The 22,504-nt window shown below is 67.9% G+C and carries 24 protein-coding genes, 4 tRNA genes and 1 pseudogene; 17 read left to right on the top strand and 12 right to left on the bottom strand.

Annotated features, from left to right (window positions below; all coding sequences use genetic code 11):
• Nucleotides 1–17 precede the first annotated feature (17 nt).
• Entirely contained in the window at nucleotides 18–986 is a 969-nt protein-coding gene (locus tag ABLE43_RS13330) for a glucokinase (protein WP_348978923.1), read from the top strand.
• A complete protein-coding gene (gene eda / locus ABLE43_RS13325) occupies nucleotides 983–1,591 on the top strand; it encodes a bifunctional 4-hydroxy-2-oxoglutarate aldolase/2-dehydro-3-deoxy-phosphogluconate aldolase (protein ID WP_348978922.1) in 609 nt (202 codons plus the stop codon). Before ABLE43_RS13330 ends, eda begins: the two co-directional genes overlap by 4 nt.
• A gap of 147 nt (nucleotides 1,592–1,738) precedes the next feature.
• Here eda and ABLE43_RS13320 read toward each other — a convergent pair whose 3' ends face one another.
• The 8 genes from ABLE43_RS13320 to fabD all read right to left on the bottom strand — a co-directional run bounded on the left by ABLE43_RS13320 (nucleotide 1,739) and on the right by fabD (nucleotide 7,412).
• The gene (locus ABLE43_RS13320) at nucleotides 1,739–2,080 is read right to left on the bottom strand and encodes a hypothetical protein (protein ID WP_348978921.1); all 342 of its coding nucleotides are present in this window, start codon (nucleotides 2,078–2,080) and stop codon (nucleotides 1,739–1,741) included.
• Nucleotides 2,080–3,048: an endolytic transglycosylase MltG gene (gene mltG / locus ABLE43_RS13315; protein WP_348978920.1), complete on the bottom strand. Its 969-nt coding sequence runs from the start codon at nucleotides 3,046–3,048 to the stop codon at nucleotides 2,080–2,082. Before mltG ends, ABLE43_RS13320 begins: the two co-directional genes overlap by 1 nt.
• Before the next feature lie 4 nt (nucleotides 3,049–3,052).
• On the bottom strand, nucleotides 3,053–4,312 hold the full coding sequence (fabF, locus tag ABLE43_RS13310) for a beta-ketoacyl-ACP synthase II (protein ID WP_348978919.1): 1,260 nt from the start codon (nucleotides 4,310–4,312) through the stop codon (nucleotides 3,053–3,055).
• Nucleotides 4,313–4,435: 123 nt separating this feature from the next.
• Nucleotides 4,436–4,672: an acyl carrier protein gene (locus tag ABLE43_RS13305; RefSeq protein WP_348978918.1), complete on the bottom strand. Its 237-nt coding sequence runs from the start codon at nucleotides 4,670–4,672 to the stop codon at nucleotides 4,436–4,438.
• Between the two features lie 84 nt (nucleotides 4,673–4,756).
• Nucleotides 4,757–5,272 (bottom strand): hypothetical protein, encoded by a 516-nt coding sequence (locus tag ABLE43_RS13300; RefSeq protein ID WP_348978917.1) that lies wholly within the window; start codon nucleotides 5,270–5,272, stop codon nucleotides 4,757–4,759.
• Complete coding sequence (fabG, locus tag ABLE43_RS13295) at nucleotides 5,269–6,006, bottom strand: 3-oxoacyl-[acyl-carrier-protein] reductase (RefSeq protein WP_348978916.1); 738 nt, start codon at nucleotides 6,004–6,006, stop codon at nucleotides 5,269–5,271. The genes ABLE43_RS13300 and fabG overlap by 4 nt, the downstream gene beginning before the upstream one ends.
• Before the next feature lie 18 nt (nucleotides 6,007–6,024).
• Nucleotides 6,025–6,441 (bottom strand): GxxExxY protein, encoded by a 417-nt coding sequence (locus tag ABLE43_RS13290; RefSeq protein ID WP_348978915.1) that lies wholly within the window; start codon nucleotides 6,439–6,441, stop codon nucleotides 6,025–6,027.
• A 35-nt stretch (nucleotides 6,442–6,476) separates the two neighbouring features.
• Nucleotides 6,477–7,412 (bottom strand): ACP S-malonyltransferase, encoded by a 936-nt coding sequence (fabD, locus tag ABLE43_RS13285; RefSeq protein WP_348978914.1) that lies wholly within the window; start codon nucleotides 7,410–7,412, stop codon nucleotides 6,477–6,479.
• Nucleotides 7,413–7,580: 168 nt separating this feature from the next.
• Between fabD and ABLE43_RS13280 the strand changes: the two genes are divergently transcribed.
• From ABLE43_RS13280 to ABLE43_RS13235, 10 genes and pseudogenes are all read left to right on the top strand, one after another.
• Nucleotides 7,581–7,949, top strand: a complete 369-nt coding sequence (locus ABLE43_RS13280; RefSeq protein ID WP_348978913.1) for an RcnB family protein — start codon at nucleotides 7,581–7,583, stop codon at nucleotides 7,947–7,949.
• A 280-nt stretch (nucleotides 7,950–8,229) separates the two neighbouring features.
• Entirely contained in the window at nucleotides 8,230–8,652 is a 423-nt protein-coding gene (rpsF, locus tag ABLE43_RS13275) for a 30S ribosomal protein S6 (protein ID WP_348978912.1), read from the top strand.
• Nucleotides 8,653–8,664: 12 nt separating this feature from the next.
• Complete coding sequence (gene rpsR, locus ABLE43_RS13270; protein ID WP_010543816.1) at nucleotides 8,665–8,889, top strand: 30S ribosomal protein S18; 225 nt, start codon at nucleotides 8,665–8,667, stop codon at nucleotides 8,887–8,889.
• Between the two features lie 13 nt (nucleotides 8,890–8,902).
• On the top strand, nucleotides 8,903–9,493 hold the full coding sequence (gene rplI, locus ABLE43_RS13265) for a 50S ribosomal protein L9 (protein WP_348978911.1): 591 nt from the start codon (nucleotides 8,903–8,905) through the stop codon (nucleotides 9,491–9,493).
• 346 nt (nucleotides 9,494–9,839) lie between these two features.
• Nucleotides 9,840–9,914, top strand: a tRNA-Glu gene (locus ABLE43_RS13260).
• A 77-nt stretch (nucleotides 9,915–9,991) separates the two neighbouring features.
• Nucleotides 9,992–10,978 carry a quinone-dependent dihydroorotate dehydrogenase gene (locus ABLE43_RS13255; protein WP_348978910.1) on the top strand — a complete coding sequence of 329 codons (987 nt, stop codon included), beginning with the start codon at nucleotides 9,992–9,994 and terminating at the stop codon, nucleotides 10,976–10,978.
• Nucleotides 10,979–11,028: 50 nt separating this feature from the next.
• Nucleotides 11,029–11,104: transfer RNA gene (locus tag ABLE43_RS13250), tRNA-Ile, on the top strand.
• Nucleotides 11,105–11,151: 47 nt separating this feature from the next.
• Nucleotides 11,152–11,228: transfer RNA gene (locus tag ABLE43_RS13245), tRNA-Pro, on the top strand.
• An 86-nt stretch (nucleotides 11,229–11,314) separates the two neighbouring features.
• A complete protein-coding gene (locus ABLE43_RS13240; protein WP_348979001.1) occupies nucleotides 11,315–11,455 on the top strand; it encodes a hypothetical protein in 141 nt (46 codons plus the stop codon).
• A 17-nt stretch (nucleotides 11,456–11,472) separates the two neighbouring features.
• A pseudogene (locus tag ABLE43_RS13235) lies at nucleotides 11,473–11,865 on the top strand (CHC2 zinc finger domain-containing protein); the annotation flags it as partial.
• 24 nt (nucleotides 11,866–11,889) lie between these two features.
• Here the strand turns inward: ABLE43_RS13235 and ABLE43_RS13230 are convergent.
• From ABLE43_RS13230 to ABLE43_RS13220, 3 genes are all read right to left on the bottom strand, one after another.
• A protein-coding gene (locus ABLE43_RS13230; RefSeq protein WP_348978909.1) for an IS3 family transposase occupies nucleotides 11,890–13,061 on the bottom strand; the annotation gives its coding sequence in 2 pieces (ribosomal slippage) (nucleotides 11,890–12,797 and nucleotides 12,797–13,061; 1,173 coding nt in all).
• Nucleotides 13,062–13,143: 82 nt separating this feature from the next.
• Nucleotides 13,144–13,716 carry a DUF1826 domain-containing protein gene (locus tag ABLE43_RS13225; protein WP_348978908.1) on the bottom strand — a complete coding sequence of 191 codons (573 nt, stop codon included), beginning with the start codon at nucleotides 13,714–13,716 and terminating at the stop codon, nucleotides 13,144–13,146.
• The gene (locus tag ABLE43_RS13220; RefSeq protein WP_348978907.1) at nucleotides 13,713–14,945 is read right to left on the bottom strand and encodes a GTP-binding protein; all 1,233 of its coding nucleotides are present in this window, start codon (nucleotides 14,943–14,945) and stop codon (nucleotides 13,713–13,715) included. The genes ABLE43_RS13225 and ABLE43_RS13220 overlap by 4 nt, the downstream gene beginning before the upstream one ends.
• Nucleotides 14,946–15,034: 89 nt before the next feature.
• Here ABLE43_RS13220 and ABLE43_RS13215 point away from each other — a divergent pair, with 89 nt between their 5' ends.
• Genes ABLE43_RS13215 through ABLE43_RS13195 form a run of 5 tightly spaced genes read left to right on the top strand, consistent with a single transcriptional unit; the run spans nucleotide 15,035 to nucleotide 22,188 of the window.
• Nucleotides 15,035–17,251 (top strand): TonB-dependent receptor, encoded by a 2,217-nt coding sequence (locus tag ABLE43_RS13215; protein WP_348978906.1) that lies wholly within the window; start codon nucleotides 15,035–15,037, stop codon nucleotides 17,249–17,251.
• Nucleotides 17,251–18,426 carry an ABC transporter substrate-binding protein gene (locus ABLE43_RS13210; RefSeq protein WP_348978905.1) on the top strand — a complete coding sequence of 392 codons (1,176 nt, stop codon included), beginning with the start codon at nucleotides 17,251–17,253 and terminating at the stop codon, nucleotides 18,424–18,426. The genes ABLE43_RS13215 and ABLE43_RS13210 overlap by 1 nt, the downstream gene beginning before the upstream one ends.
• Complete coding sequence (locus ABLE43_RS13205) at nucleotides 18,423–19,457, top strand: FecCD family ABC transporter permease (RefSeq protein ID WP_348978904.1); 1,035 nt, start codon at nucleotides 18,423–18,425, stop codon at nucleotides 19,455–19,457. Before ABLE43_RS13210 ends, ABLE43_RS13205 begins: the two co-directional genes overlap by 4 nt.
• Nucleotides 19,457–20,224 carry an ABC transporter ATP-binding protein gene (locus tag ABLE43_RS13200; RefSeq protein ID WP_348978903.1) on the top strand — a complete coding sequence of 256 codons (768 nt, stop codon included), beginning with the start codon at nucleotides 19,457–19,459 and terminating at the stop codon, nucleotides 20,222–20,224. Before ABLE43_RS13205 ends, ABLE43_RS13200 begins: the two co-directional genes overlap by 1 nt.
• Nucleotides 20,221–22,188, top strand: coding sequence for a TonB-dependent receptor (locus ABLE43_RS13195; protein WP_348978902.1), 1,968 nt, complete (start codon nucleotides 20,221–20,223; stop codon nucleotides 22,186–22,188). Before ABLE43_RS13200 ends, ABLE43_RS13195 begins: the two co-directional genes overlap by 4 nt.
• Nucleotides 22,189–22,381: 193 nt before the next feature.
• Here ABLE43_RS13195 and ABLE43_RS13190 read toward each other — a convergent pair.
• A tRNA-Met gene (locus ABLE43_RS13190) sits at nucleotides 22,382–22,458 on the bottom strand.
• Nucleotides 22,459–22,504 lie beyond the last annotated feature (46 nt).

Here is a 22,504-nt window from a genome sequence, read left to right as displayed (position 1 = left end):
GCTATAGGGAAGAGGTCATGGAAGTCGTTGCGGTAGATATCGGTGGCACCCACGCCCGCTTCGCGATCGCCGAGGTCGAGGACGGGCGCGTCGTCCGTCTGGGCGACCCCGTCACGCAGAAGGTCGCCGAACACGGCAGCCTGCAACTGGCATGGCGCGCGTTCGAGCGCGATCTGGGCCGCCCGCTGCCGCGTGCCGCCAGCCTTGCGGTCGCATCGCCGGTCAACGACACGCTCATCAAGTTCACCAACAATCCGTGGATCATCCGCCCGCCGCTGATGCAGGAGCGGCTGGACGTCGATGTGTGGACGATCATCAACGATTTCGGTGCGGTCGGCCATGCCGTGGCGCAGGTGGCGGACAGCGACTTCATCCACCTGTGCGGCCCCGAAGGCCCGCTGCCCGAGCGCGGCGTGGTGACGATCTGCGGTCCGGGCACCGGCCTTGGCGTCGCGCAGCTGATGCGCGCCGACGATCGCTATCACGTGCTGGAAACCGAGGGCGGGCATCAGGACTTCGCGCCGCTCGACGCGATCGAGGACGCGCTGCTGCGCCGCCTGCGCAAGGCGCACGGCCGCGGATCGACCGAGCGCGCCTGTGCCGGGCCGTCGATCGTCGCGTGGTACGAAACGCTGGCCGAGATCGAGGGCGTGTCGGTGCCGCATACCGACGACAAGACGATCTGGACCGCCGCGCTGGACGGCACCGACAGCATCGCCGTTGCCGCGCTCGACCGCTTCTGCCTGACGCTCGGCGCGGTGGCGGGCGACCTCGCGCTGGGGCATGGCGCGAAGGCGGTGGTGATCGCGGGCGGGCTAGGCCTGCGGCTCAAGGACCATCTGCTCGAATCGGGCTTCGGCACGCGCTTTACGGCGAAGGGCCGGTTCCAGAACCTGATGGCGGGCATCTCCGTCAAGCTGATCACCCATCCCCAACCCGGCCTGTTCGGGGCCGCCGCCGCCTTTGCGCAGGAGCACGCACGATGACCGTTTCGATTGCAGAGATCATGCAGACCAGCCCGGTGATCCCGGTGCTGGTGGTCCACGACGCCGCCGAGGCCCGCCCGATGGCGGAGGCGCTGGTCAAGGGCGGCCTGCGCGTCCTTGAAGTGACGCTGCGCACCCCCGCCGCACTCGAAGCCATCGCGGAGATGAAGAAGGTGGACGGCGCGATCGTCGGCGCGGGCACCGTCGTCAACGCGCAGCAGTTCGCGCAGGCGATGGACGCGGGGTCCGAGTTCATCGTCTCCCCCGGCCTGACCGAGACGATCGCACGCCCGATCATCGACAGCGGCGTGCCGTTCCTGCCCGGCATCGCCAATGCGGGCGACATCATGCGCGGGCTGGACCTCGGCCTCACCCATTTCAAATTCTTCCCGGCCGAGGCGGCGGGCGGCCTCAAGGCGCTGAAGGCGCTGGCCGCCCCCTTCTATCAGGCGAAGTTCTGCCCGACCGGCGGCATCACCGAGGCGAGCGCGCCGGAATGGCTGGCGTTCGATCCGGTGCTGTGCGTCGGCGGCAGCTGGATCGTCGGCCCGACCCACGCCGAAACCCAGACCCGCGCCCACGCGGCGAGCGGGTTGCGGGGGTAACGCCAAAGCTCCTCCCCGGCACGGGGAGGGGGACCATGCGCAGCATGGTGGAGGGGGGTGCCCGCATACGGCACCGTCGCTTTCGCGGCGATCCCCCTCCACCATTGCCTTCGGCGACGGTCCCCCTCCCCGTGCCGGGGAGGATTTTCAGCGGATCGCGCGTGCCTCTGCCGGGGTGGCCCAGCGGAGCGCTTCGGTACCGCGCAGGAACACCACCAGCCGTTCGTCCCTGACCGGCTCCCGCGCGCCGCCGCATGGCGCACGCTTATAGGATATCGCCAGCGTAACGCCCGGCTTGCCGCCGCCCACCACCCGCACCCGCGCGATCGCAGGATAGCGCCGCAGGTCGAGCGCGAGGACATCGACCGTCAGCACCGTCTGCGTGCCCGGCGGACGGGCGGTCAGCGGCCGATAGGGGGCGGATACGGTACAGGCCGCGGCGGGCGGCACCGTGATGACCAGCGCGGCGGCAAGCAGCGCCCGCCGCATCACATCTCGCCGCGCGCGCGGCGGATCGCGTACCATTTCTGCACATTGGCATTATGTTCGGCGAGCGTGTCGGCGAACACATGCCCACCGCTGCCGTCCGCAACGAAGTACAGCGCCTTGCTGTCCGCCGGATCGAGCACCGCGTCGATCGAGGCGCGCCCCGGATTGGCGATCGGCCCCACCGGCAGCCCGCGCGACGCATAGGTGTTGTAGCCGTTCTTGGCGGTCAGTTCCGAGCGCAGGATGCGCCGCCCGAGCGGCCTGCCCCTGGTGATCGGGTAGATGACCGTCGGATCGGCCTGGAGCGGCATGCCGATGCGCAGCCGGTTGGAATAGACCGCCGCGACCATCCGTCGTTCAGACGGCTTGCCGGTTTCCTTCTCGACGATCGAGGCAAGGATGATCGCCTCGCGCGGGGTTTTCGCGACGGTGGTCGGCTTGCGCTTCGCCCAGGCGTCCTTGAGGTAGCGGTCCATCGCCGCCTGCATCCGCGCGATATAGGCCGCGCGGGTATCGCCGCGCTGATAGTCGTAGCTGTCGGGCAGGATGCTGCCCTCGGGCGGCAACGGCGCGGGGCCGTCGAGCTGCGGCGCCTTGGCCACCGCCTCCTGCACCAGCACCGACGGCCAGCCTTCGGGCACCGTCACGAAGCGGCGGATCGTCCGCCCGCCCTGCAACAGCTTGAGGATGTCCGACTGGCTGAGCCCCGCCGGGATCTGATATTCCCCGGCGCGGATCGGATCGTCGCTCCCCAGCACCTGTGCGAACAGGCGGAAGCGCCCGGCGGAGCGGATCGCCCCCGCCTTTTCCAGTTCCGCCGCCGCCGCGGTCAGGCTCGCCCCCTCGGGAACGACGACGGTCAGGTTGCGCTGCGCCGGACCGGGCCCGCCCCAGCTCTGGATCACGAGGAACAGCGCGGCGATGCCGAGCAGTCCGACGATCAGGCCGAGGCATCCGATCCGGCGCATGGGATCAGAGCGCCTTCATCACCAGCGAGGCGTTGGTGCCGCCGAAGCCGAACGAGTTGTTCAGCACCGCCTTCACCTTGCGCTCCTGCGCGGTGTGGGGGACCAGGTTGACGCCCGCGCAATTCTCCGACGGATTGTCGAGGTTGAGCGTCGGTGGCACGATCCCGTCGCGCATCGCGAGGATGCAGAAGATGCTCTCCACCGCGCCCGCGCCGCCCAGCAGGTGGCCGATCGCCGACTTGGTCGACGACATGGCGAGGTCGCCGATCGCATCGCCGAACAGCCGCCGCACCGCGCCCAGCTCCAGCTCGTCGCCCAGCGGCGTCGAGGTGCCGTGCGCGTTGATATAGTCGATGTCCGTCAGCGACAGGCCCGACTTGCGCATTGCCATTTCCATCGAGCGGAACGCACCCGACCCCTGCGGATGCGGCGCGGTGACGTGATAGGCATCGCCCGACAGGCCGTAACCGATCACCTCGGCATAGATTTTCGCGCCGCGCGCCTTGGCCCGCTCATATTCCTCGAGCACGACGACGCCCGCGCCCTCGCCCATCACGAAGCCGTCGCGATCGCGGTCATAGGGGCGCGACGCCTTTTCGGGCTGGTCGTTGAACGCGGTCGACAGCGCGCGCGCCTGCGCGAACCCGGCGATGCCCAGCGGACAGATCGCGCCCTCCGCGCCCCCGGCCAGCATCACGTCGGCGTCGTCCATCGCGATCATCCGCGCGGCGTCGCCGATCGAATGCGCGCCGGTCGAGCAGGCGGTGACGACCGCATGGTTCGGCCCCATCAGCCCGTATTTGATCGAGACCTGTCCCGAGATCAGGTTGATGAGCCGCCCATGGACGAAGTGCGGCGACACGCGCGACGGCCCCTTGTTCTCGCACACCAGCGATTCGCTGGCGATGCCCGGCAGCCCGCCGATCCCCGAACCGATCGAACAGCCCGCGCGCAGCCGCTCCTCCTCCGACATGTCGGTGAGCCCTGCGTCCTCCAGCGCCTGTCCGGCGGCGTCGATGCCGAAGACGATGAACGGATCGACCTGCCGCTGGATCTTGTGATCGACGCGCAGCCCCGCATCGAAGCCATATTCATGGCCCGCGGGCTTCACCTCGCAGGCGATGCGGCACTTCTGGTTCGACGCATCGAAATGCGTGATCGGACCGGCGCCCGACTTTCCGGCGATCAGGTTCTTCCAGGCGGTCTCCACCTCGGCACCCAGCGGGGTCACGAGGCCGAGGCCGGTCACGACTACGCGGCGCATGGGCATTCCTCTTTCATTCGGCGGCTATACGAACGGCCCCCCGCCCATGGCTGAACGCCGGGACGGGGGGCCGGAAACTCTGGTCGGCGGGTCGGCGGAGCGGCACGGGCCGCCCCGGCCGGATCAGCCCTTGTGCTCGTCGATATAGGTGATCGCGTCCTTGACGGTCGTGATCTTCTCGGCGGCGTCGTCGGGAATCTCGACCCCGAACTCTTCCTCGAACGCCATCACCAGCTCGACGATGTCGAGGCTGTCCGCGCCCAGATCGTCGATGAAGCTCGCGTCCTCGGTCACCTTCTCGGCTTCGACGCCGAGATGCTCGACGACGATCTTCTTCACGCGGTCGGCGGTCTCGCTCATAATCATTCCCTCTATCACATGCGTGGTGTCATGTACCTGAACGCCCCTAGAACGCGGGCAGGCCGCGCGCAAGGGCCGCCAATGTCACGCGGGGCGCGTCGCGAACAGCCGGGCGAGCGTCGCCGCGTTATAGGCATAGCCGCCCATCAGCCGCTGCACGCGGACCTGCGCCTTCTTCGCCCCCGCGATCTCCATCATGCCGTTCATGAAGGAATCGACCTCGGGCGTCTGCCTGCGCGCGAGGAAGGCGTTGAGGACGGCGGGCGGCGTCTGGCTCAGCCGCCGGTTGACCGCGACCGGATCGACGCCGTTCGCCGACAGCCCCGACGCCAGCGCCTCCACCGCGATGCTGGTGACGACCAGCTCGCCCGCGCGCACATCCGCCTTGCCGGTGCCGGGCTGGCAGGCGGCGGCATGGGCGCGGGCCTGTTTCACCAGCGCTTCGGTGGCGGGCGCGGGCTTCCTGCCCTCCAGCACGCCGACGATCATGCCCTGTTGCAGCTTGGCGAGTTCCACCTTGGGCATCTTCGCGACCGCGCATCTGACGACGTTCGCATCGCCCGCCGCCGCCAGTGCCATGGCCATCATCATCACGCTCATACCATCGCCATCCCGCCGTTCACATGGATCGTCTGGCCGGTGACGTAACCGGCCTCGCGGCTGGCAAGATAGGCGACCGCCGCCGCCACGTCATCGCCCGTGCCCAGCGCCCCGGCGGGAATCCGGCCCAGCAGGGCGGATTTCTGCGCCTCGGGCAGCACGTCGGTCATCGCGGAGGCCATGAAACCGGGGGCGACGCAGTTCACGGTGATGTTGCGGCTGGCATATTCCTGCGCCAGCGCCTTCGACATGCCGACGAGGCCCGCCTTGGACGCGGCATAGTTGGCCTGCCCCGGATTGCCGGTCTGTCCCACGACCGAGGTGATCGAGACGATGCGCCCGAAGCGCGCCTTCATCATCGGACGCGCGGCGGCGCGGCACAGGCGGAACGCAGCCTCGAGGTTGACGCGGATCACCTGATCCCACTCCTCGTCCTTCATCCGCATGGCGAGGTTGTCGCGCGTGACCCCGGCGTTGTTGACGAGGATGTCGAGCTTGCCGAGCGCGGCCACCGCCTGCGGCACCAGCGCATCGACCTGTGCGCCGTCGGACAGGTCGCAGACCAGCGTGACGTGGTCCCCGCCCAGCTCGGCGGCGAACGCCTCCAGCTTGGCCTGGTTGGAACCCGACAGCGCCAGCCGCGCACCCTGTGCGGCAAGCCCCCTGGCGATGGCGGAACCGAGGCCGCCACTGGCGCCGGTGACGAGGGCGGTCATTCCTGTGAGGTCGAACATGGGTATCTCCAGAAGAAGTTAGGGGTTCGCGCAGAGACGCGGAGACGCAGAGGAGTGATGGTTGTTGACCAAGCGGCGCAGCCCCTCCTTCAGGGTGGCGCCGCCGAAGTTGATGAGAAGCCCTACGGGCTGATGCGTGAGGCGAAGGTAGGTTAGCAGTTGCTTGGCATGTACCGCCGTCAGTCGCTCGACGGACTTGATTTCCACGAGCAACCTATCATCGACGATCAGATCGATCCGAAAGGCTGCTTCAAAACGCAGTCCTTCGAACTCGATGTCGATAGGACGCTGTCGGACGACACCATAACCCATTTCGGTCAACTTGGCCGCAAGCACGGCTTCGTAGACGCTCTCCAGCAAGCCCGGTCCCAGATCACGGTGCAGGCGCAGTGCGACATTCACCACATCCCCGCTGATCGCGTCGATATCCCGCATTCTCTGCGCCTCCGCGTCTCTGCGCGAAATCTAAATCACAACCGCCCCACCAGCGCCTCGATGTCGGCCATCGTCACGACGCTCGCCACGGTCGCGTCGGGGGCGATGCGCTTGACCATCGGGCCGAGCACCTTGCCGCCCAGTTCCACGAAGTCGGTGACGCCCGCCGCCTGCATCGCCAGCACCGATTCGCGCCAGCGGACCATGCCCGTCACCTGCTCCACCAGCAGGCGGCGGATCGTCTCCGCATCCGCCACCGGTGCGGCGGTGACGTTGGCGAAGACGGGCACGAGCGGGGCGGACAGCGTGACACCGGCCAGCGCCTCGGCCATCGCATCGGCGGCGGGCTGCATCAACGGGCAGTGGAACGGGGCCGACACCGGCAGCACGACCGCGCGCTTGATGCCCATTTCCTTGGCCAGCGGCACCGCACGCTCGATCGCCGCCTTCGCGCCCGAGATCACGACCTGCGACGGATCATTGTCGTTGGCGACGGTGCAGACCTGCCCTTCCGCCGCCGCTTCCGCCAGCGCCTGCGCCTTGGCGAGATCGGCGCCGAGCAGCGCGGCCATCGCGCCCTCGCCCACCGGCACCGCCGCCTGCATCGCCTGTCCGCGCAGCTTCAGCAGCCGCGCGGTGGTGGGAAGGTCCAGCGAGCCCGCCGCGCACAGCGCGCTATATTCGCCCAGCGAATGGCCCGCGACGAAATCGGCCTTTTCCGACAGCCGCACCCCGCCCTCGCGCTCCAGCACCCGGAGCGTCGCGATGGCATTGGCCATGATCGCGGGCTGGGCATTCTCGGTCAGCATCAGGTCGGCGTCGGGACCGTCGGCCATCAGGCGGAAGAGGTGCTGGCCCAGCGCCTCGTCGACCTCCTGGAACACCTCGCGCGCATGGGGGCTGGCGGCGGCGAGGCCCACGCCCATGCCGACCGACTGGCTGCCTTGCCCTGAAAAGAGGAATGCCCGCATCGCCCAAATCTCCTGCAAATCAAGCCGCGCGGCCTAGTCGCTCGGCCAAGCTGAACGCAAGGGGGCGGCTTGCCACAGCCTGCGACCATTTCGGCGCGTCTGCGACAAACGCCTGCGACACGCGGTGCCCATCTTGGCTCCATCGAAACGCAGACAGGAGCATTTGCCATGAAGAAGCTGATCCTCGCCGCGATGACCGCATCGCTGCTCGCCACCCCGATGGCCGCATCGGCGCAGGGCCGCACCGTCATCAAGGAACGCCCCGGTCGCACCGTCGTGGTCGAGAAGAACCGCCACGGCCAGAACGTCCGCAAGACCGTCGTCCGCCGGCAGCCCGTCCGGTGGCAGCGCGGCCAGCGGTTCGACCGCAACCGTGCCGCCAACTACCGCGTCATCGACTATCGCGCCTATCGCCAGCGCGGCGTCTATGCGCCCCCGCGCGGCTATCAGTGGGTGCGCTCGGGCAATGACGCGGTGCTGGTCGCGATCGCCAGCGGCCTGATCGGCGCGGTGATCGGCGGCGCGGTGCTGAACTGATCCCGAAGGATCGTCATTCCCGCGCAGGCGGGAATCCATAACCGCTACGGGTTCGGCGCCATCGCCAACGTCAGCGTCGATGGATCCCCGCCTTCGCGGGGATGACGAAGCGGCTCGGACGCGACCTTACGCCTTGCCTTTCCGCCCGATTCGGGTAAGGGAGCACATCTTCGGGGTGGTGGGTTCGACCTGCCGCCCCGGACTGCATTTGAAGACGACAGCCGGAGGGGCTCCGCGACAGGCGCGGCGTCAGCGATCGGCCAACAGACGAGAAAGACACATGGCTCTCTACGAGCACGTGTTCCTTGCGCGCCAGGATCTGGCACAGGCGCAGGTGGACGCGCTGGCGGAAACCGCCACCAAGATCGTTCAGGACATGAACGGCAAGGTCGTCAAGACCGAGACCTGGGGCCTGCGCAGCCTCGCCTATCGCATCGCGAAGAACCGCAAGGCCCATTACGTCATGCTCGAGATCGACGCGCCGGGCGACGTCGTGGCCGAGCTGGAGCGCCAGACGCAGATCAACGAGGACATCATCCGCTTCATGACCGTCAAGGTCGATGCGCATGAGGAAGGTCCGACCGTGATGATGCGCAAGAGCGAGCGTTCGGAGCGTGGCGAACGTCGCGGCGGTCGCGACCGTGACGACCGCGGCCCGCGCCGCGACCGCGAGCAGTCGGCCCCCGCCGACGCCGAAGCGTAAGGAGCAGCACCCATGGCACGTCCGTTTTTCCGCCGCCGCAAGAGCTGCCCCTTCTCCGCGAAGGACGCTCCCCGGATCGATTACAAGGATGTACGTCTGCTGCAGGGCTTCGTGTCCGAACGCGGCAAGATCGTACCGTCGCGCATCACTTCGGTGAGCGCCAAGAAGCAGCGCGAACTGGCCCAGGCCATCAAGCGCGCCCGTCACCTGGGCCTGCTGCCCTACATCGTCAAGTAAGGAGTAGGCAGACATGGACGTCATTCTGCTGGAGCGCGTCGAGAAGCTCGGCGCCATCGGCGACGTGGTGAAGGTGAAGGACGGCTTTGCCCGTAACTTCCTCCTGCCGCGCAAGAAGGCGCTTCGCGCCAACGAAGCCAACAAGAAGGTGTTCGAGGCGAACCGCGAGCGGATCGTCGCCGAGAACGCCGCCCGCCGCACCGACGCGGAAGCCGAGGCCAAGACGCTGGAAGGCGTGTCGGTCACGCTGATCCGCCAGTCGTCGAACACCGGCCAGCTCTATGGTTCGGTCGCGGTGCGCGATCTGGTCGAGGCGCTGGTCGCCGACGGCCACAAGGTCGACAAGTCGCAGGTCGTGCTCGACCGTCCGATCAAGGCGATCGGCCTGTACGACGTGAAGGTGGCGCTGCACCCCGAGGTGTCGACGACCGTCAAGGTCAACGTCGCCCGCTCGCCGGAAGAAGCCGAGATGCAGGCGCAGGGCGTCGACGTCATGGCTTCGATGTTCGAGCGTGACGACGCGGGCTTCACCGAGGACTATGATCCCAACGCCGAGCCGGGCGAGATCGCCCGCGACGACGCGGACGAGGGTCAGCAGGGCTGATCTGGCCCTGTCCGTCGGATAACGAAAAGGCCGTCGGGAGCGATCCCGGCGGCCTTTTTTCCTGTGCGTCCGGCGGTACGGTATCAGGGACAGGCCACGCAGGCGCCGATGACGGCGGCCAGCGGGATCAGCGAGAGGATGACGGGGACGGCCTTGCTCATGATCGGATCCAATGAAACTGCTTCCCCGCTTCAAAGCCGCAGCGCGCGAAAGGTTTCGGGCGGATGAATAGCGATTTACAACTTTTTTCGCTTCACCGCTGACAGGGCACGATTCATCGCGGTACGAGGCGCAGAAGATGCTTGACGCCGCCCCGGTTCGGGCGTAGTGCCCGCGCTCCGCTCACGGCCCCTTCGTCTAGCGGTTAGGACGTCGCCCTCTCACGGCGAAAACACGAGTTCGATTCTCGTAGGGGTCACCAGCGCTGCGGGCGGCAACCGCCCCTCTTTCCCGGCATATCGACTTCCCACCCGCCCCGCGCGGCGATAGAGCCGCGCTATGGCCTGGTATCACCCGCTCCTCTTCGCCCTCGACGCCGAACGCGCGCATGGGATCACCATCGCGATGCTGGAAGCATGGGGCAAGGCAGGTGCGCCGCTCGCGCCCCCCACGCACGATGCGCATGCGGTGACGGTGGCGGGCATCCGCTTTCCCAATCCGGTCGGGCTGGCGGCGGGCGTCGACAAGGACGCGCGCGCGGTGCGTGGCTTCCTCGGGCTGGGGTTCGGTTTCGTCGAGGTCGGCACGCTCACCCCCAGGCCGCAGCCGGGCAATCCCAAACCGCGCATCTTCCGGCTGCCCGAGGACAGGGGCGTGGTGAACCGGCTGGGGTTCAACAACGGCGGGATCGACGCCGCGCTCGCCCGGATCGCGAACCTCGCTCGCCGCCCCGGCGTGATCGGCATCAACGTCGGCGCGAACAAGGATTCGACCGACCGCATCGCCGACTATGCGACGGCGGTGGCCAAGGCCGCGCCGCTGGCCGACTATGTCACGATCAACATCTCCAGCCCCAACACCCCCGGCCTGCGCGACCTCCAGTCGCAGCCCGAACTGGGCGAACTGATCGCCGCGAGCGACGCCGCGCGTCACGTCGGGGCAAAGCGGGTGCCGCTGTTCCTGAAAGTCGCGCCCGACCTCTCGCGCGAAGGGCTGGAAGTCGCTGCCCGCGCCGCGATCGACGGCGGAATCGACGCGCTGATCGTGTCGAACACCACCATCTCGCGGCCCGACACGCTGCGTTCGCCACAGGCGCGGGAGACGGGCGGCCTCTCGGGCGCACCGCTCGCCCCCCTCGCCCGCGCGAAGCTGGCCGAGGCGCTGGCGATCGTGGACGGCGCGATCCCCGTGATCTCGGCGGGCGGCATCGGCTCGGCGGAGGAAGCGCGGCGGCGGCTCGACATGGGGGCGGCGCTCGTCCAGCTCTACAGCGCGCTGGTCTACGAAGGACCGGGCCTCGCCCGGCGGATCGTGCGCGGCCTGTAACAAGCACTTGCCCCTGCCCGCTCGGCGGCGCTATCGGACGGCGGCTGGCGGGGCCTGTAGCTCAATGGTTAGAGCTGGCCGCTCATAACGGCTAGGTTGCGGGTTCGAGTCCTGCCGGGCCCACCAGCGCTTGTCTTGGCGTCGCTTTGTCCCTAAGGCCACCCGCTCTACGTCGGGGAGTGGCGCAGTCTGGTAGCGCGCCTGCTTTGGGAGCAGGATGTCGCAGGTTCGAATCCTGTCTCCCCGACCAACTCACGCTAAGCCGTTGATTTCACGTCGGCAACCCGGCGATCGGGAACCGTTGCACCCATCGCTGTACCCATCGGGGGCCAAGGCATGGGATTGCCGAACCTGAAACGGCGCGGCGGCAGCTATCGTTGGCGGCGCAAGATCGTGGTGGCGGGCTGGCCGCTGCCGCTCTCCATTTCGTTACGGACGGGGAATATTCCCGTGCCCGCGCTATATCTGCCCGACTGAGTGTCGCAGTCGAGGGTTGCTTCGGTTACGGGGCGCATGGCGATGCGATCCGCTGGATGACCGATCAGCGGGGCCTGCCGTTCATCGATGCGGTGAAGGAACTGGCGGCGGCGGCGGGCATGGAGATGCCGCAGCAGGACCGGCAGTCGCAGCAGCGGGGCGAGCGCGCTAAGGGGTTGCACGACCTGATGGCCGACGCGCAGACGTGGTTCGCCGAGCGGCTCGGCGACGACGGCGCGGTCGCCCGCGATGCGCTGGCGAAGCGGGGCATCAAGCCCGAGACGGCGCGCGCGTTCGGCATGGGCTATGCCCCGGATTCGCGCGGGCGGCTGAAGGCGGCGCTCGCCTCCTACGGCGATGCGACGTCGGTCGAGAGCGGCATGCTGATCTCGGTCGAGGGTGAGCAGCCCCCACCGGGTGGTCCGGGTTGTCAGTTAGTGCATCGTCGTCTCCGCCGCGATTGCCGGGCGTAGGTGGAGCGAAGCGGAACCGGAGGCCAGCAATGGCGGTGTCACCGCTTCCGGTGCCGGCGGGCGGTAGCCCAGGCTGCTGTGCGGCCGGACGGTGTTGTAGTGACGGCGCCACGCCTCGATCAGCACTTTGGCCTCGACGAGGCTGTAGAAGATTTCTCTGTTAAGCAGCTGGTCACGCAGCGAGCCATTGAAGCTCTTGTGGTAGCCGTTTTCCCATGGCGAGCCTGGCGTGATGTAGAGTGTCTTTACGCCAATCTGCCCAAGCCATTTCTGGACTGGGGTGGCGATGAACTCGCTGCCGTTGTCCGATCTAATATATGCAGGCGGGCCCCAGTCAATGAACAGCTCGGCCAGAGCCGCCAGCACATCTTCGTGGCGGAGCCGGCGCGCGACCACCAGCGCCAGGCACTCGCGGCTGGCATCGTCGATGATCGTGAGGATGCGGAACTTCCGTCCGTCGTGCGTCCGCGCCTCGACAAAGTCGTAGGCCCAGACGTCCCCAAGATACTCCGGTCGCAGCAGAATACACGAGCCATCGTTCAACCACAGTCGACCGCGTTTTGGCTGGCGGTGGGGCACCTTCAGCCCCTCGCGTCGCCAGATCCGCTTCACCCGTTTGTGGTTCACCGACCACCCGGCTGCATGCAGCAATGCGGTTACCCGACGATAGCCGTAGCGCCCGTACTGCTTGGCCAGCGCGACGATGTCGTCGGTCAGCGCCTCCTCGTCATCTGCCCCACATGGCACCTTGCGCTGCGTCGATCGATCCTGGCCGAGCACACGGCACACCGGTCGCTCGGATACATCCAGCAACGCCCGCACTTGGTCGATGCACCGCCGGCGCCGTGCGGGGCTCAGAAGTTTCCCCGCGCCGCCTCCTGCAGGATCAGCTTGTCCAACTTCAGGTCCGAGATCGCGCGGCGCAGCCGAAGGTTCTCCTTCTCCAGGTCCTTCATCCGCCGCGCCTGATCCGTCTTAAGTCCGACATATTCCTTGCGCCAGCGACAGTAGGTCTGCTCGCTGACCGTGATCCGCCGGCATGTCTCCGCGGTCGTGCCGCCCTGCCCCAGCATGATCTCCACCTCACCCAGCTTGCCGATGATCGCCTCCGGCTTGTGCTTCTTCGCCGGCATTCGTCGTCCCTTCCTTGATCCAGGTTCTCATAGTCGATGGACCATTCAGAAGGGGGCAGCTCATTCGCATATCCCGGGTTTCTCAGGCCGGATCGAGGGTGAGCATCAGCCGACGTTCGCCGGTGGCGACAATCGGCGGCGATCGATGCAGTACGGTCGGCGGATCGAGCAGCATCCGGCCCTTGAATATCGCGACCGCGCCGGTCGGTACCTGACCGATCGTGTCCGGGTCGGCAATGGCATGCCACTGGGTGCCGGGACCGACATAGGTGCACAGCATCCGCAGCGTGACGTAATCGGCATGGAAGCGACGGCAGGCGTCGGTTTCCACCACCTCGAGCTTCAGCGTCAGGCGATCGGCGCCGGTCAGCCGGGCATGCCGGCGGGCCAGCACGGCGATATCGGCGGCGAGCCCATCGGCTACGACATCCGGATAACCGGCGTCCCGCAAAAGCTCGTCCGGTGCGTCGGCGGCGGCGATTCCGGTCACCACATCGTCGATCCGGGCAAGATCGAGCAGCGCCAATGCATCGTGCAGCACCGGCGGCAAGGAACGCTCCCATATCGCCAGCGCGACGCGGGGATGCCCGATGCCGTCCAGCGCGTCCGCCCCCCTGCCGGTCGCCACGTCGCAGGTCGTCGCGACGACGCTCATTCGGCCGCCTCCAGTTGCCGCTCGCCCCAGGCCGGAAACGGATCGCGCAAGTCGGTCCACCGGTCCGGCGTGAACGCGGTCGCCGGCATGAGGCAGGCGTCGAGCCCGGCGCGGATCCGCGTTTCATCCATGCCGATACCGATGAATACCAGCTCCTGCCGACGGTCGCCCCATGTCGCATCCCAGTGCCCGGCGACGAATTGCTCGAACCGCCCGTCGTCCGGCCAATGGTGCTTCGGCAGCGCCGCCCACCATTTTCCCAGACGCGACGTCATCGTCTGGCTGCCCGCGACCGCCAGTTCGCCGACATGGTCCGGCCGCGTCGCCAGCCAGAAATGCCCCTTGGCCCGGACGACGTGATCGAGACCGCCCGTCGTTAGAAAGGCATGAAACTTCGCAGGATCGAATGGTGCCCGTGCGCGATAGACGAAGCTCTCGATCCCATATTCGTCGGTCTCGGGCTGGTGATGCGCATAGCCGTACAGTTCCTTGGCCCAGAGCGGATGGCGCGACGCCTTCTCCTCGTCGAACAGCCCGGTGGCGAGCACCCGGTCGAGATCCACCCGGCCGTGATCGGCGGGCACGATGACGGCATCGGCGTTGAGGCTGGCGACGAGCTTCTTGACCATGGCCAGCTGTTCGGGCGACACCGACGATGCCTTGTTGACGATCACCACGTCGGCGAACTCGATCTGCTCGACCAGCAGGCCGACGAGGCTGCGGGTATCGTCCTCGCCCAGCGTCTCGCCGCGGTCGGCGAGGAAATCCTGGCTGGAGTAATCGGCGAGGAGGTTCAGCGCATCGACCACCGTCACCATCGTGTCGAGCCGCGCCACGTCGCCGAGCGACACGCCGCCCTCGTCGCGGAAGGAGAAGGTGGTGGCGACCGGCAGCGGCTCGGAAATGCCGGTCGATTCGATCACCAGATAATCGAACCGCCCCGCTTCGGCGAGCGTCCGTACCTCCGCCAGCAGGTCGTCGCGCAGTGTGCAGCAGATGCAGCCGTTGGTCATCTCGACCAATGCCTCTTCCGAGCGCGACAGCGCCGCCTCGCCCCCGCGCACGAGGTCGGCGTCGATATTCACTTCCGACATGTCGTTGACGATCACCGCCACCCGCCGCCCCTCGCGATTGGCGAGGATATGGTTGAGCAGCGTCGTCTTTCCCGCTCCCAGGAAGCCGGACAGGACGGTTACGGGCAGGCGTGCGTCATGCGCGATCTCGGACACCTCGACGTTCTCCACTTGGCAAAGTCCGGTTATGATATACTATAACCATACGCGACGTCGATACGGTCGACGCAAGACGGGGGGTTGGAATGACAAGAATCCGCGGGGGCCATGACCGGTCGCCGATGCCGGTGCTGCTGGGCGGAATCGTCGCATGTGCCGTTGCGATGCCGGCACCGGCGCAGACGGTCGCGTCGTCGACCGATGACCGCGATACGGAGATCGTCGTCACCGCCACGCGCAGTGCGGAACGCCTTGTCGACGTGCCCACCGACGTGACGGTGAAGACGCTCGATACCCTGCGACGGGACGGCTTCACCTTCGGCACTGACGAGTTCCGGGGCGTCCCCGGTGTGTCGTTCCGGCGTGGCGAGGGCGACGGCGACGAGTTTCCCTATGTCTCGATCCGGGGATCGAACGGCACCGAAGGCTATCTGACGCTGATCGACGGCATGCCGTTCGACCTGAACGAGGAAGGCGCGCTGGGGATCGTGCCCTATCCGGCGCTGTCGCGGGTCGAGGTGGTCAAGGGTCCGGCGTCCGCGCTGTATGGGCGCGGTGCGCTGTACGGCGCGGTCAACTACATCACGCGCGATCCGGCGAAGGACGCGATCGAGCTGACGGCGACCGGCGGCAGCGACGACTATTATCATGGCGAACTGGCCGTGTCGCGGCAACTGGGCGACGATCTCGGGCTGATCGCGACGGCGGCGTATGAGGATTACGGAGGGTGGCGGGAGAATGGCGCGCGGCGACAGCTGAACCTGTTCGCCAAGCTGGCCTGGTCGCTCGACGAGCGTACGACCGCCTCCTTCTACGGCAGCTATCTGGATCGTCGGTCGGAAACGCCCAGCGTCCTGCCGCTCGACGCATCGGGCCGGCCGATCGACGTGATCGGCGGTCGGCGGGCATTCAACGGCTATGGCAATCCGCGCTCGGTGGTAGAAGGCGGACTGGCCGCGATCCGCATCGAGCATCGCGCCGGCGACGCGCTGACGCTGACCGCGACCGGACAGTATCGCCGGTTCGATTTCGACAACCGGCTGAACTTCTACGATCCGTTCGGCTTCGCGCCGGATCGCGGCATCTTCGGCATCAACGGCTTCTACGGCGCGCAGAAGTTCGACGTGGCCTATGGCGAACTGACCGCACGCTATGCGGCGGGGCGGCACAAGGTCGTCGCGGGCGTGACCGGCGAGCGCGCCTTGTCGAACGCGGACAATCGCTGGTCCGGGCAGAACGGCTTCACGCCCGAGTGCGGCTTCACCTTCTATTCGGTCGAGATCGACTATGTGCGGGGCGGTGTGGCGAATGCGGGTGCGCCGTGCTTCGTGGTCGACGATCCGCTCAGCCGGAACCGCCTCGTCACCACCTATGTCTCCGCCTTCGCACAGGACGAGATCGGCCTGTCGGAGCGATGGTTCCTGACGGTCGGCGGGCGCTACGACCGTTTCCGGCGCGAGGCACGCTTCTTTCCCATCACCGGGAAATTCGGCGGATCGCAGGATGGCGCGACCGCCAGCGCCTTCTCGCCCAAGGCGGCGCTGTCGTGGCGCTATGCCGGGGGACAGGTCTATGCGTCCTACGGCCGGGGGTTCAATTCCAACTTCGGTCCGACCTTCGAATGGAACGCCGATCAATATGCCCGGCCCGAACAGCGGCCGACGACGATCGACAGTGTGGAGCTGGGGTGGAAGGGACGCACGCTGAACGACACGCTCGGCTTCGCGCTCACCGGCTTCTGGTCGGTCCAGCGCAACCGACGGTCCATCATTCCCAACCCGGCGGCGGAGACCGACTTCACGCAGCCGTCGAGCCTCATCACCTATGGCGACCGTTACGAAAGCAAGGGGATCGAGGCCGCGTTCGACATCCGTCCGCGCGACGGTACGTCGATCCAGATCAACTACACCCATGTCGCGCCGAGGTGGAAGGAGTACGTCCTTCAGGAATTCGCGGGGCCGCTCGACCTGTCCGGCACGACGCCGACCGGCATCGCGCCGAACATCGTCTATATCGCGGGCGACCAACGGATCGCACCGTGGCTGTCGGCGCGCGGCATCGTCGAATGGTATGACGACTATCAGATCACCGCCGACAACCGGATCGAGGGCGGCGGCTATACGCTGGTCACGCTCGGCGCGCGGCTTCAGCCGGTTGCGTGGAACGGGCTGTCGGTCGACCTGACGCTGCTGAACGCGCTGGACGAGCGCTACGGCTTTTTCTTCGGCGGGACGACCGCGCCGACCTATGCCACGCCGGGTCCGCCGCGCCAGTTCCGCGCCACGCTGCGCGCGGCCTTGTGATGCGGGCGATGCTGCTGGCGTTCGCGCTGCTGGCCGGATGCGACCGGGAACCGGATCCGGTCGTCTCGCGTGCAGCGGTGGCGGGGCGCGAGATCACCATGCCGTTCGCAAAGACCTTCCGGGTGGTCGAGCGCGACGGCTACCGCGTCGTCGACCTGAAGGCTTCGGTGGTCAGCTGGGGCGGCGGCGCCGTCGGCGAGGAACAGTTCCGGCGCCTCGTCCTGGTGCCGCGCGGGAGCGAGGTACCGCCGCTGACCGGCGATCTGGCGGGCGCGACGCCGATCCGCACGCCGGTGATGCGCATCGCCAGCAACACCGTCTTCCACGAAGCGATCACGAAGGCGCTGGACATCAACGACCGGCTGGTGGCGGTCGGCGGGGTGAAGTCGTGGGACGATGCCCTGCGCGCGCGTGTCCGTTCGGGCGCGGTGCGCCAGATCGGCTATGGCTGGCACAGCCCGCCCGACCTCGACGCGCTGGTCGCGGCGAAGCCCGACGTCCTGCTGATGAGCATGGAGGATCTGAAAAGCGTCGGTGCGATGCCGCGCATCGCCGCGCTCGGCATTCCCGTCGTGCCGGTCTTCGCCGAGAACGAGCCGGACTATATGGGGCGGGTCGACTATGTCCGCCTGATCGGCATGCTGACGGGGCGTGAGTCGCAAGCGGACGCATTCGCCGCGATGGTCGCCCGCAAGGTCGACGCGCTGAAAAAGCTGGCATCGGCGCAGCCCACCCGATCGATCATGTCGGCATGGTTCGCGGGCGGCGATCGGTGGAACCCGACGACGCGCAATGCCGACGCCAAGCTGTTGCGCGACGCCAACGGTCGCAACCCGTTCGAGGAACCGGACGATCCGCGCAGGGACAGCTTCAACCAGATCTCGACCGAGCAGTTGATCGCAAAGGGCACCGACGCCGATTGCTGGATCCTGCGCGATACCCATTCGCTGCCCTTTCGTGACGTCGCCACGCTGCGCCGGTTCAGGGCGTATCGCGAAGGATGCCTGTTTGCGGCCGACGGCATGTACAAGCCTGCGGCGGATGCCTTCGACTATTACGAAACGGGGTTCATCCGGCCCGACCTGGTGCTGGGCGACATCATACGGATGCTGCATCCGCCGCTCAGGAACGAACCGTTCCGCTACGTCCGCCCCGATACGAAGGTGCCGCGATGACCCCGGCGATCCGCAGCACGATCGGCGGCGCGGCATTGCTGGTCGTGCTGCTGGCCGCCGCCCTGTTCGCCCTGTCATGGGGAACGATCGCCATCGGCCCTGGCGACGTGCTGAGCGCGCTGACGGGGCGCGGCGATCCCGGGACGGCGCAGATCGTCACCGGGCTTCGCCTGCCGCGCATCGTCACCGCGATCATCGCCGGGAGCGCGCTGGGGCTGGGCGGTGTGCTGATGCAGGCGCTGTTCCGTAATCCGATGGCCGACGCCTGGTCGCTCGGCCTGACCGCGGGGGGGCAGCTCGGCGTCGCGCTGCTGGTCACCGCCGCAGCCTTTTCCGGGCCGCAGGCCGTGTCGTTCCTGCGCGACTTCGAGGGGCCGTCGATCACGGTCGGCGCCATGATCGGCATCGGCGGCTTCGCGCTGGCGATGGCCTCGCTGGCACGCCGGGTGGGAACGGTGACGTTGCTGGTGGTCGGCCTGATGCTCGGCTTCACCGTGCAGGGGATCGTCAGCATCGTGCTGCACTTCGCCAACCGGGTCGGCGGGCGGGTATTCTCCGGGTGGAGCGACGGCAATTTCGCGAGCGTCACGGCGACCGATCTGCCGATGCTCGCGGTGCCGGTGCTGGCGGGCGCGGCGCTTGCGCTGGTCAATGCCAAGCCGCTGACCGCGCTGCTGCTGGGCGAAACCTATGCGCGCAGCCTGGGCACCGACGTCACGCGCCTGCGTCGCCTGACGCTGGCGGCGGTGGTGCTGCTGGTCGCACCCGTCACCGCCTATTGCGGGCCGGTGACGTTCGTCGGCCTTATCGTACCGCATCTGGCGCGCGCCGTCGCCGGGACCGCGCGGATCCTGCCGCTGATGCCGCTCGGCGCGCTTGCCGGGGCGGTGCTGGCGCTGGCGGCGGATCTGGTCGTGCATGCCCCGTGGGAGCAGCACTTCCTCCACCTGAACGCCGTGCTGGCGCTGGTCGGCGCACCCGTCGTGATCGCGCTGCTGGTCTTCTCGCCGACGATGCGGGGGCAGCGCTGATGCTGACGCTGCAATCGCTGTCGGTCGGCTATGGCGCGCCGCGCGGAGTGGTCCTGTCGGAGATCGACGTCGCGGTCGCGCCGGGCAGCTTCGTGTGCGTGCTGGGGCGCAACGGTGCGGGCAAGTCGACGCTGATGCGGTCGATCGCCGGCCTGCAACGCCCGGTCGCGGGCAGCGCACTGCTCGCCGACGAGGATATCGCCGCCATGCGACCGCAGACACGGGCGCAGCGGGTAGCGGTGGTGCTGACCGAACGCGCCGCCAGTCCCGGCCTGACCGTCGATGATGTGGTGTCGATGGGCCGCCAGCCCTTCACCGGCTGGCAGGGTCGCCTGACGGCGGACGACCGGATACGTGTGGCAGAGGCGCTCGGCATGGCCGGAGCGACCGCGTTCGCGGCGCGGCTGTTCGACGACCTGTCCGATGGCGAACGACAGCGGGTGATGATCGCGCGCGCCATCGCCCAATCGCCACGGCTGATGATCCTCGACGAGATCACCGCCTTCCTCGACCTGCCCGGGCGCGTCGAAACGATGGCGCTGCTGCGCGATCACGCCCGCGCGACCGGCGGAATCGTGCTGCTGTCCAGTCACGACCTCGACCTGTCGCTGCAACTGGCCGACAGCGTATGGCTGCTCGACGGCCATGGCGGGATGGCGGTCGGCAGCGCGGCGGACCTGATCGCCGCGGGCCATGTCGGCCGCGCGTTCGATACCGCAGCCGTCCGTTTCTCGCCTGTCCTCGGCCGCTTCGAGCTGGTCGCGTGAAGGCGGCGCTGCTTCCGCTGGCGATCGTCGCGGCCCCCGCATGGGGACAGGACGCGCCCGTCGCGCCCGTGCCGGTCGAGCAGGCCGCTCCGCCGCCCCTGCCGACACCGGGCCGCGCCGGAGAGAACGCCGTGCGGCAGGCCGAGGATGCGTTCGGCTTCAGCGTGGGGCGGGAGAGCCTCGGCCTCTACTCCTCCTCCAACGTGCGCGGCTTTTCGCCGTTCGCGGCGGGCAACGTCCGGATCGAGGGGCTGTATTTCGATCCCTTCCTCACGCTGATCCAGCGATTGCGCCAGTCGACGTCGATCCGCGTCGGCCTGTCCGCACAGGGCTATCCCTTCCCCTCGCCGACCGGGATCGTCGACTATAGTTTCCGCAAGCCCGGCGACACCGCGTCGCTGTCCATCCTCGCGAGCGGCGACAGTTACGGCAACGGCGCGCTGGAGCTGGACGGGGCGTTGCCGCTCTCGCCGACCCTCGGCATGGGATTCGGGGCGCAGGGATCGCGTACCAGCTATGCCGACGGCATCCACGGCTGGTCGCATAACGAGGCGGTGTCGATCCGGTGGCGACCGTCGCCGGATGTCGAGGTGATCCCCTTCTGGGCACGCAGCCAGGTGATCGACGACGAAGCCGGGCCGACCTATGTCCCGGCCGGTCCCTATCTGCCGCCACCGGTCCCGCGGCGGCGGTACGACGGCCCGGCATGGAGCGATTACGACAGCGTCGGCGGTCTTCAGGGCGTGCTCGCCACGCTGTCGTCGTGGCGCGACTGGACGATCCGGACCGGCCTGTTCCGTTCGCTATACGACGACCGGTCGACCTTCGCGCATCTGCTGACCGACCTGACGCCGGACGGTCGTGCCGACCGGCTCATTATTGCCGATCCGCGCAGCCGTTTCGTCTCGCTCTCCGGCGAGTTGCGCGTCAGCCGCGCTCTTGCGGAGGGAGCGCGGCTGCATGTCGTCCACCTGTCGCTGCGCGGTCGCGACCGGCGACAGCGCTACGCCGGGTCCGCCTATCTCGACTATGGCGCCACGCGGATCGGCGAACGTTTCGACGCGCCCGAACCGGCGTTCGCCTTTTCCGCGCAGACCCGCGACCGGGTACGCCAATGGACCTATGGTGTGGCATATGACGGTCGCTGGCGCGACGTCGGCGAACTGAGCCTCGGGCTGTCGCGCACCGGATACCGCAAGCGGTTCAAGCCGCCGGGCGATGTCGCACGGGAAACCCGGTCGCAGCCGCTGCTGTACAATGCGACGGTCGCAGGCTTCGCGGGACCACGTCTCGCACTCTACGCCGGGTACGCGCGCGGGCTGGAAGAAAGCGGCATCGCGCCCGACAATGCCGTCAACCGCAACCAGCCCCTGCCCGCCATCCTGACGCGACAGGTGGATGCCGGCATCCGGTACCGGCTGACCGATGCGATCAAGCTGGTCGCGGGCGTCTTCGACCTGCGCAAACCCTATTACAACCTCGACGCCGACAATCGCTTCGACCTGCTGGGGGATATCGTCAGCCAGGGGATCGAGTTCTCGGTGGCCGGGCCGGTGACGCCGCGGCTGAACGTCGTGGCAGGCGGCGTGCTGCTGCGTCCCCGCGTCACCGGCGAAGGGGTAGCCCTGGGCCGCGTGGGACGGCGACCGGTCGGGTTGCCGACGCGCTCGCTCGACCTGAACCTCGACTGGCGGCCGCCGGTGACGGACGGCCTGTCGCTGGATGCGGGGGTGTCGCACGTCGGCAGCTTGCCCGCGACTCGCGACAACCGGGTTTCGATCCCGGCACGGACCCTCGTGGATCTGGGCGCCCGGTTCCGGTTCCGGCTGTCGGACCGCGACGCGACGCTGCGGTTGCAGATGACCAACGTCGGCAATGCGAGCGGCTTCGACCTCGAAGGCGCCGGAGCCTATCGCATCATCCCCGGACGCATTGTTTCGACCTATCTGACGATCGACCTGTGATGCGGGCAATCGTCGGAGAAGGTCGGCGGCGAGGCCGCAGAGATGCTGTCGCGGCGTATCGGGAGCGTGACGATCTACCTGCGCGAGGCGGATAGCCCGGAGGCGGAGGTGGTTGCGAAGGTTGCGGGTGTGGTGGTGTTTGCGACGAACGACAACGCCGCCCCTGGGGGCGGCGTGTGGTGTTCTATATATTTGGTTGCGGGGACAGGATTTGAACCTGTGACCTTCAGGTTATGAGCCTGACGAGCTACCGGGCTGCTCCACCCCGCGACACTTTTGTCGCTCTGTGGAGCGAAGTGCGGAGAGATTGTGAATG

This window comes from Sphingomonas silueang (genome assembly GCF_040049155.1).
Classification (GTDB): domain Bacteria; phylum Pseudomonadota; class Alphaproteobacteria; order Sphingomonadales; family Sphingomonadaceae; genus Sphingomonas; species Sphingomonas silueang.
The sequence above is the reverse complement of the archived record's forward strand: the minus strand, read 5'-3'. Positions and strand labels throughout refer to the sequence as shown.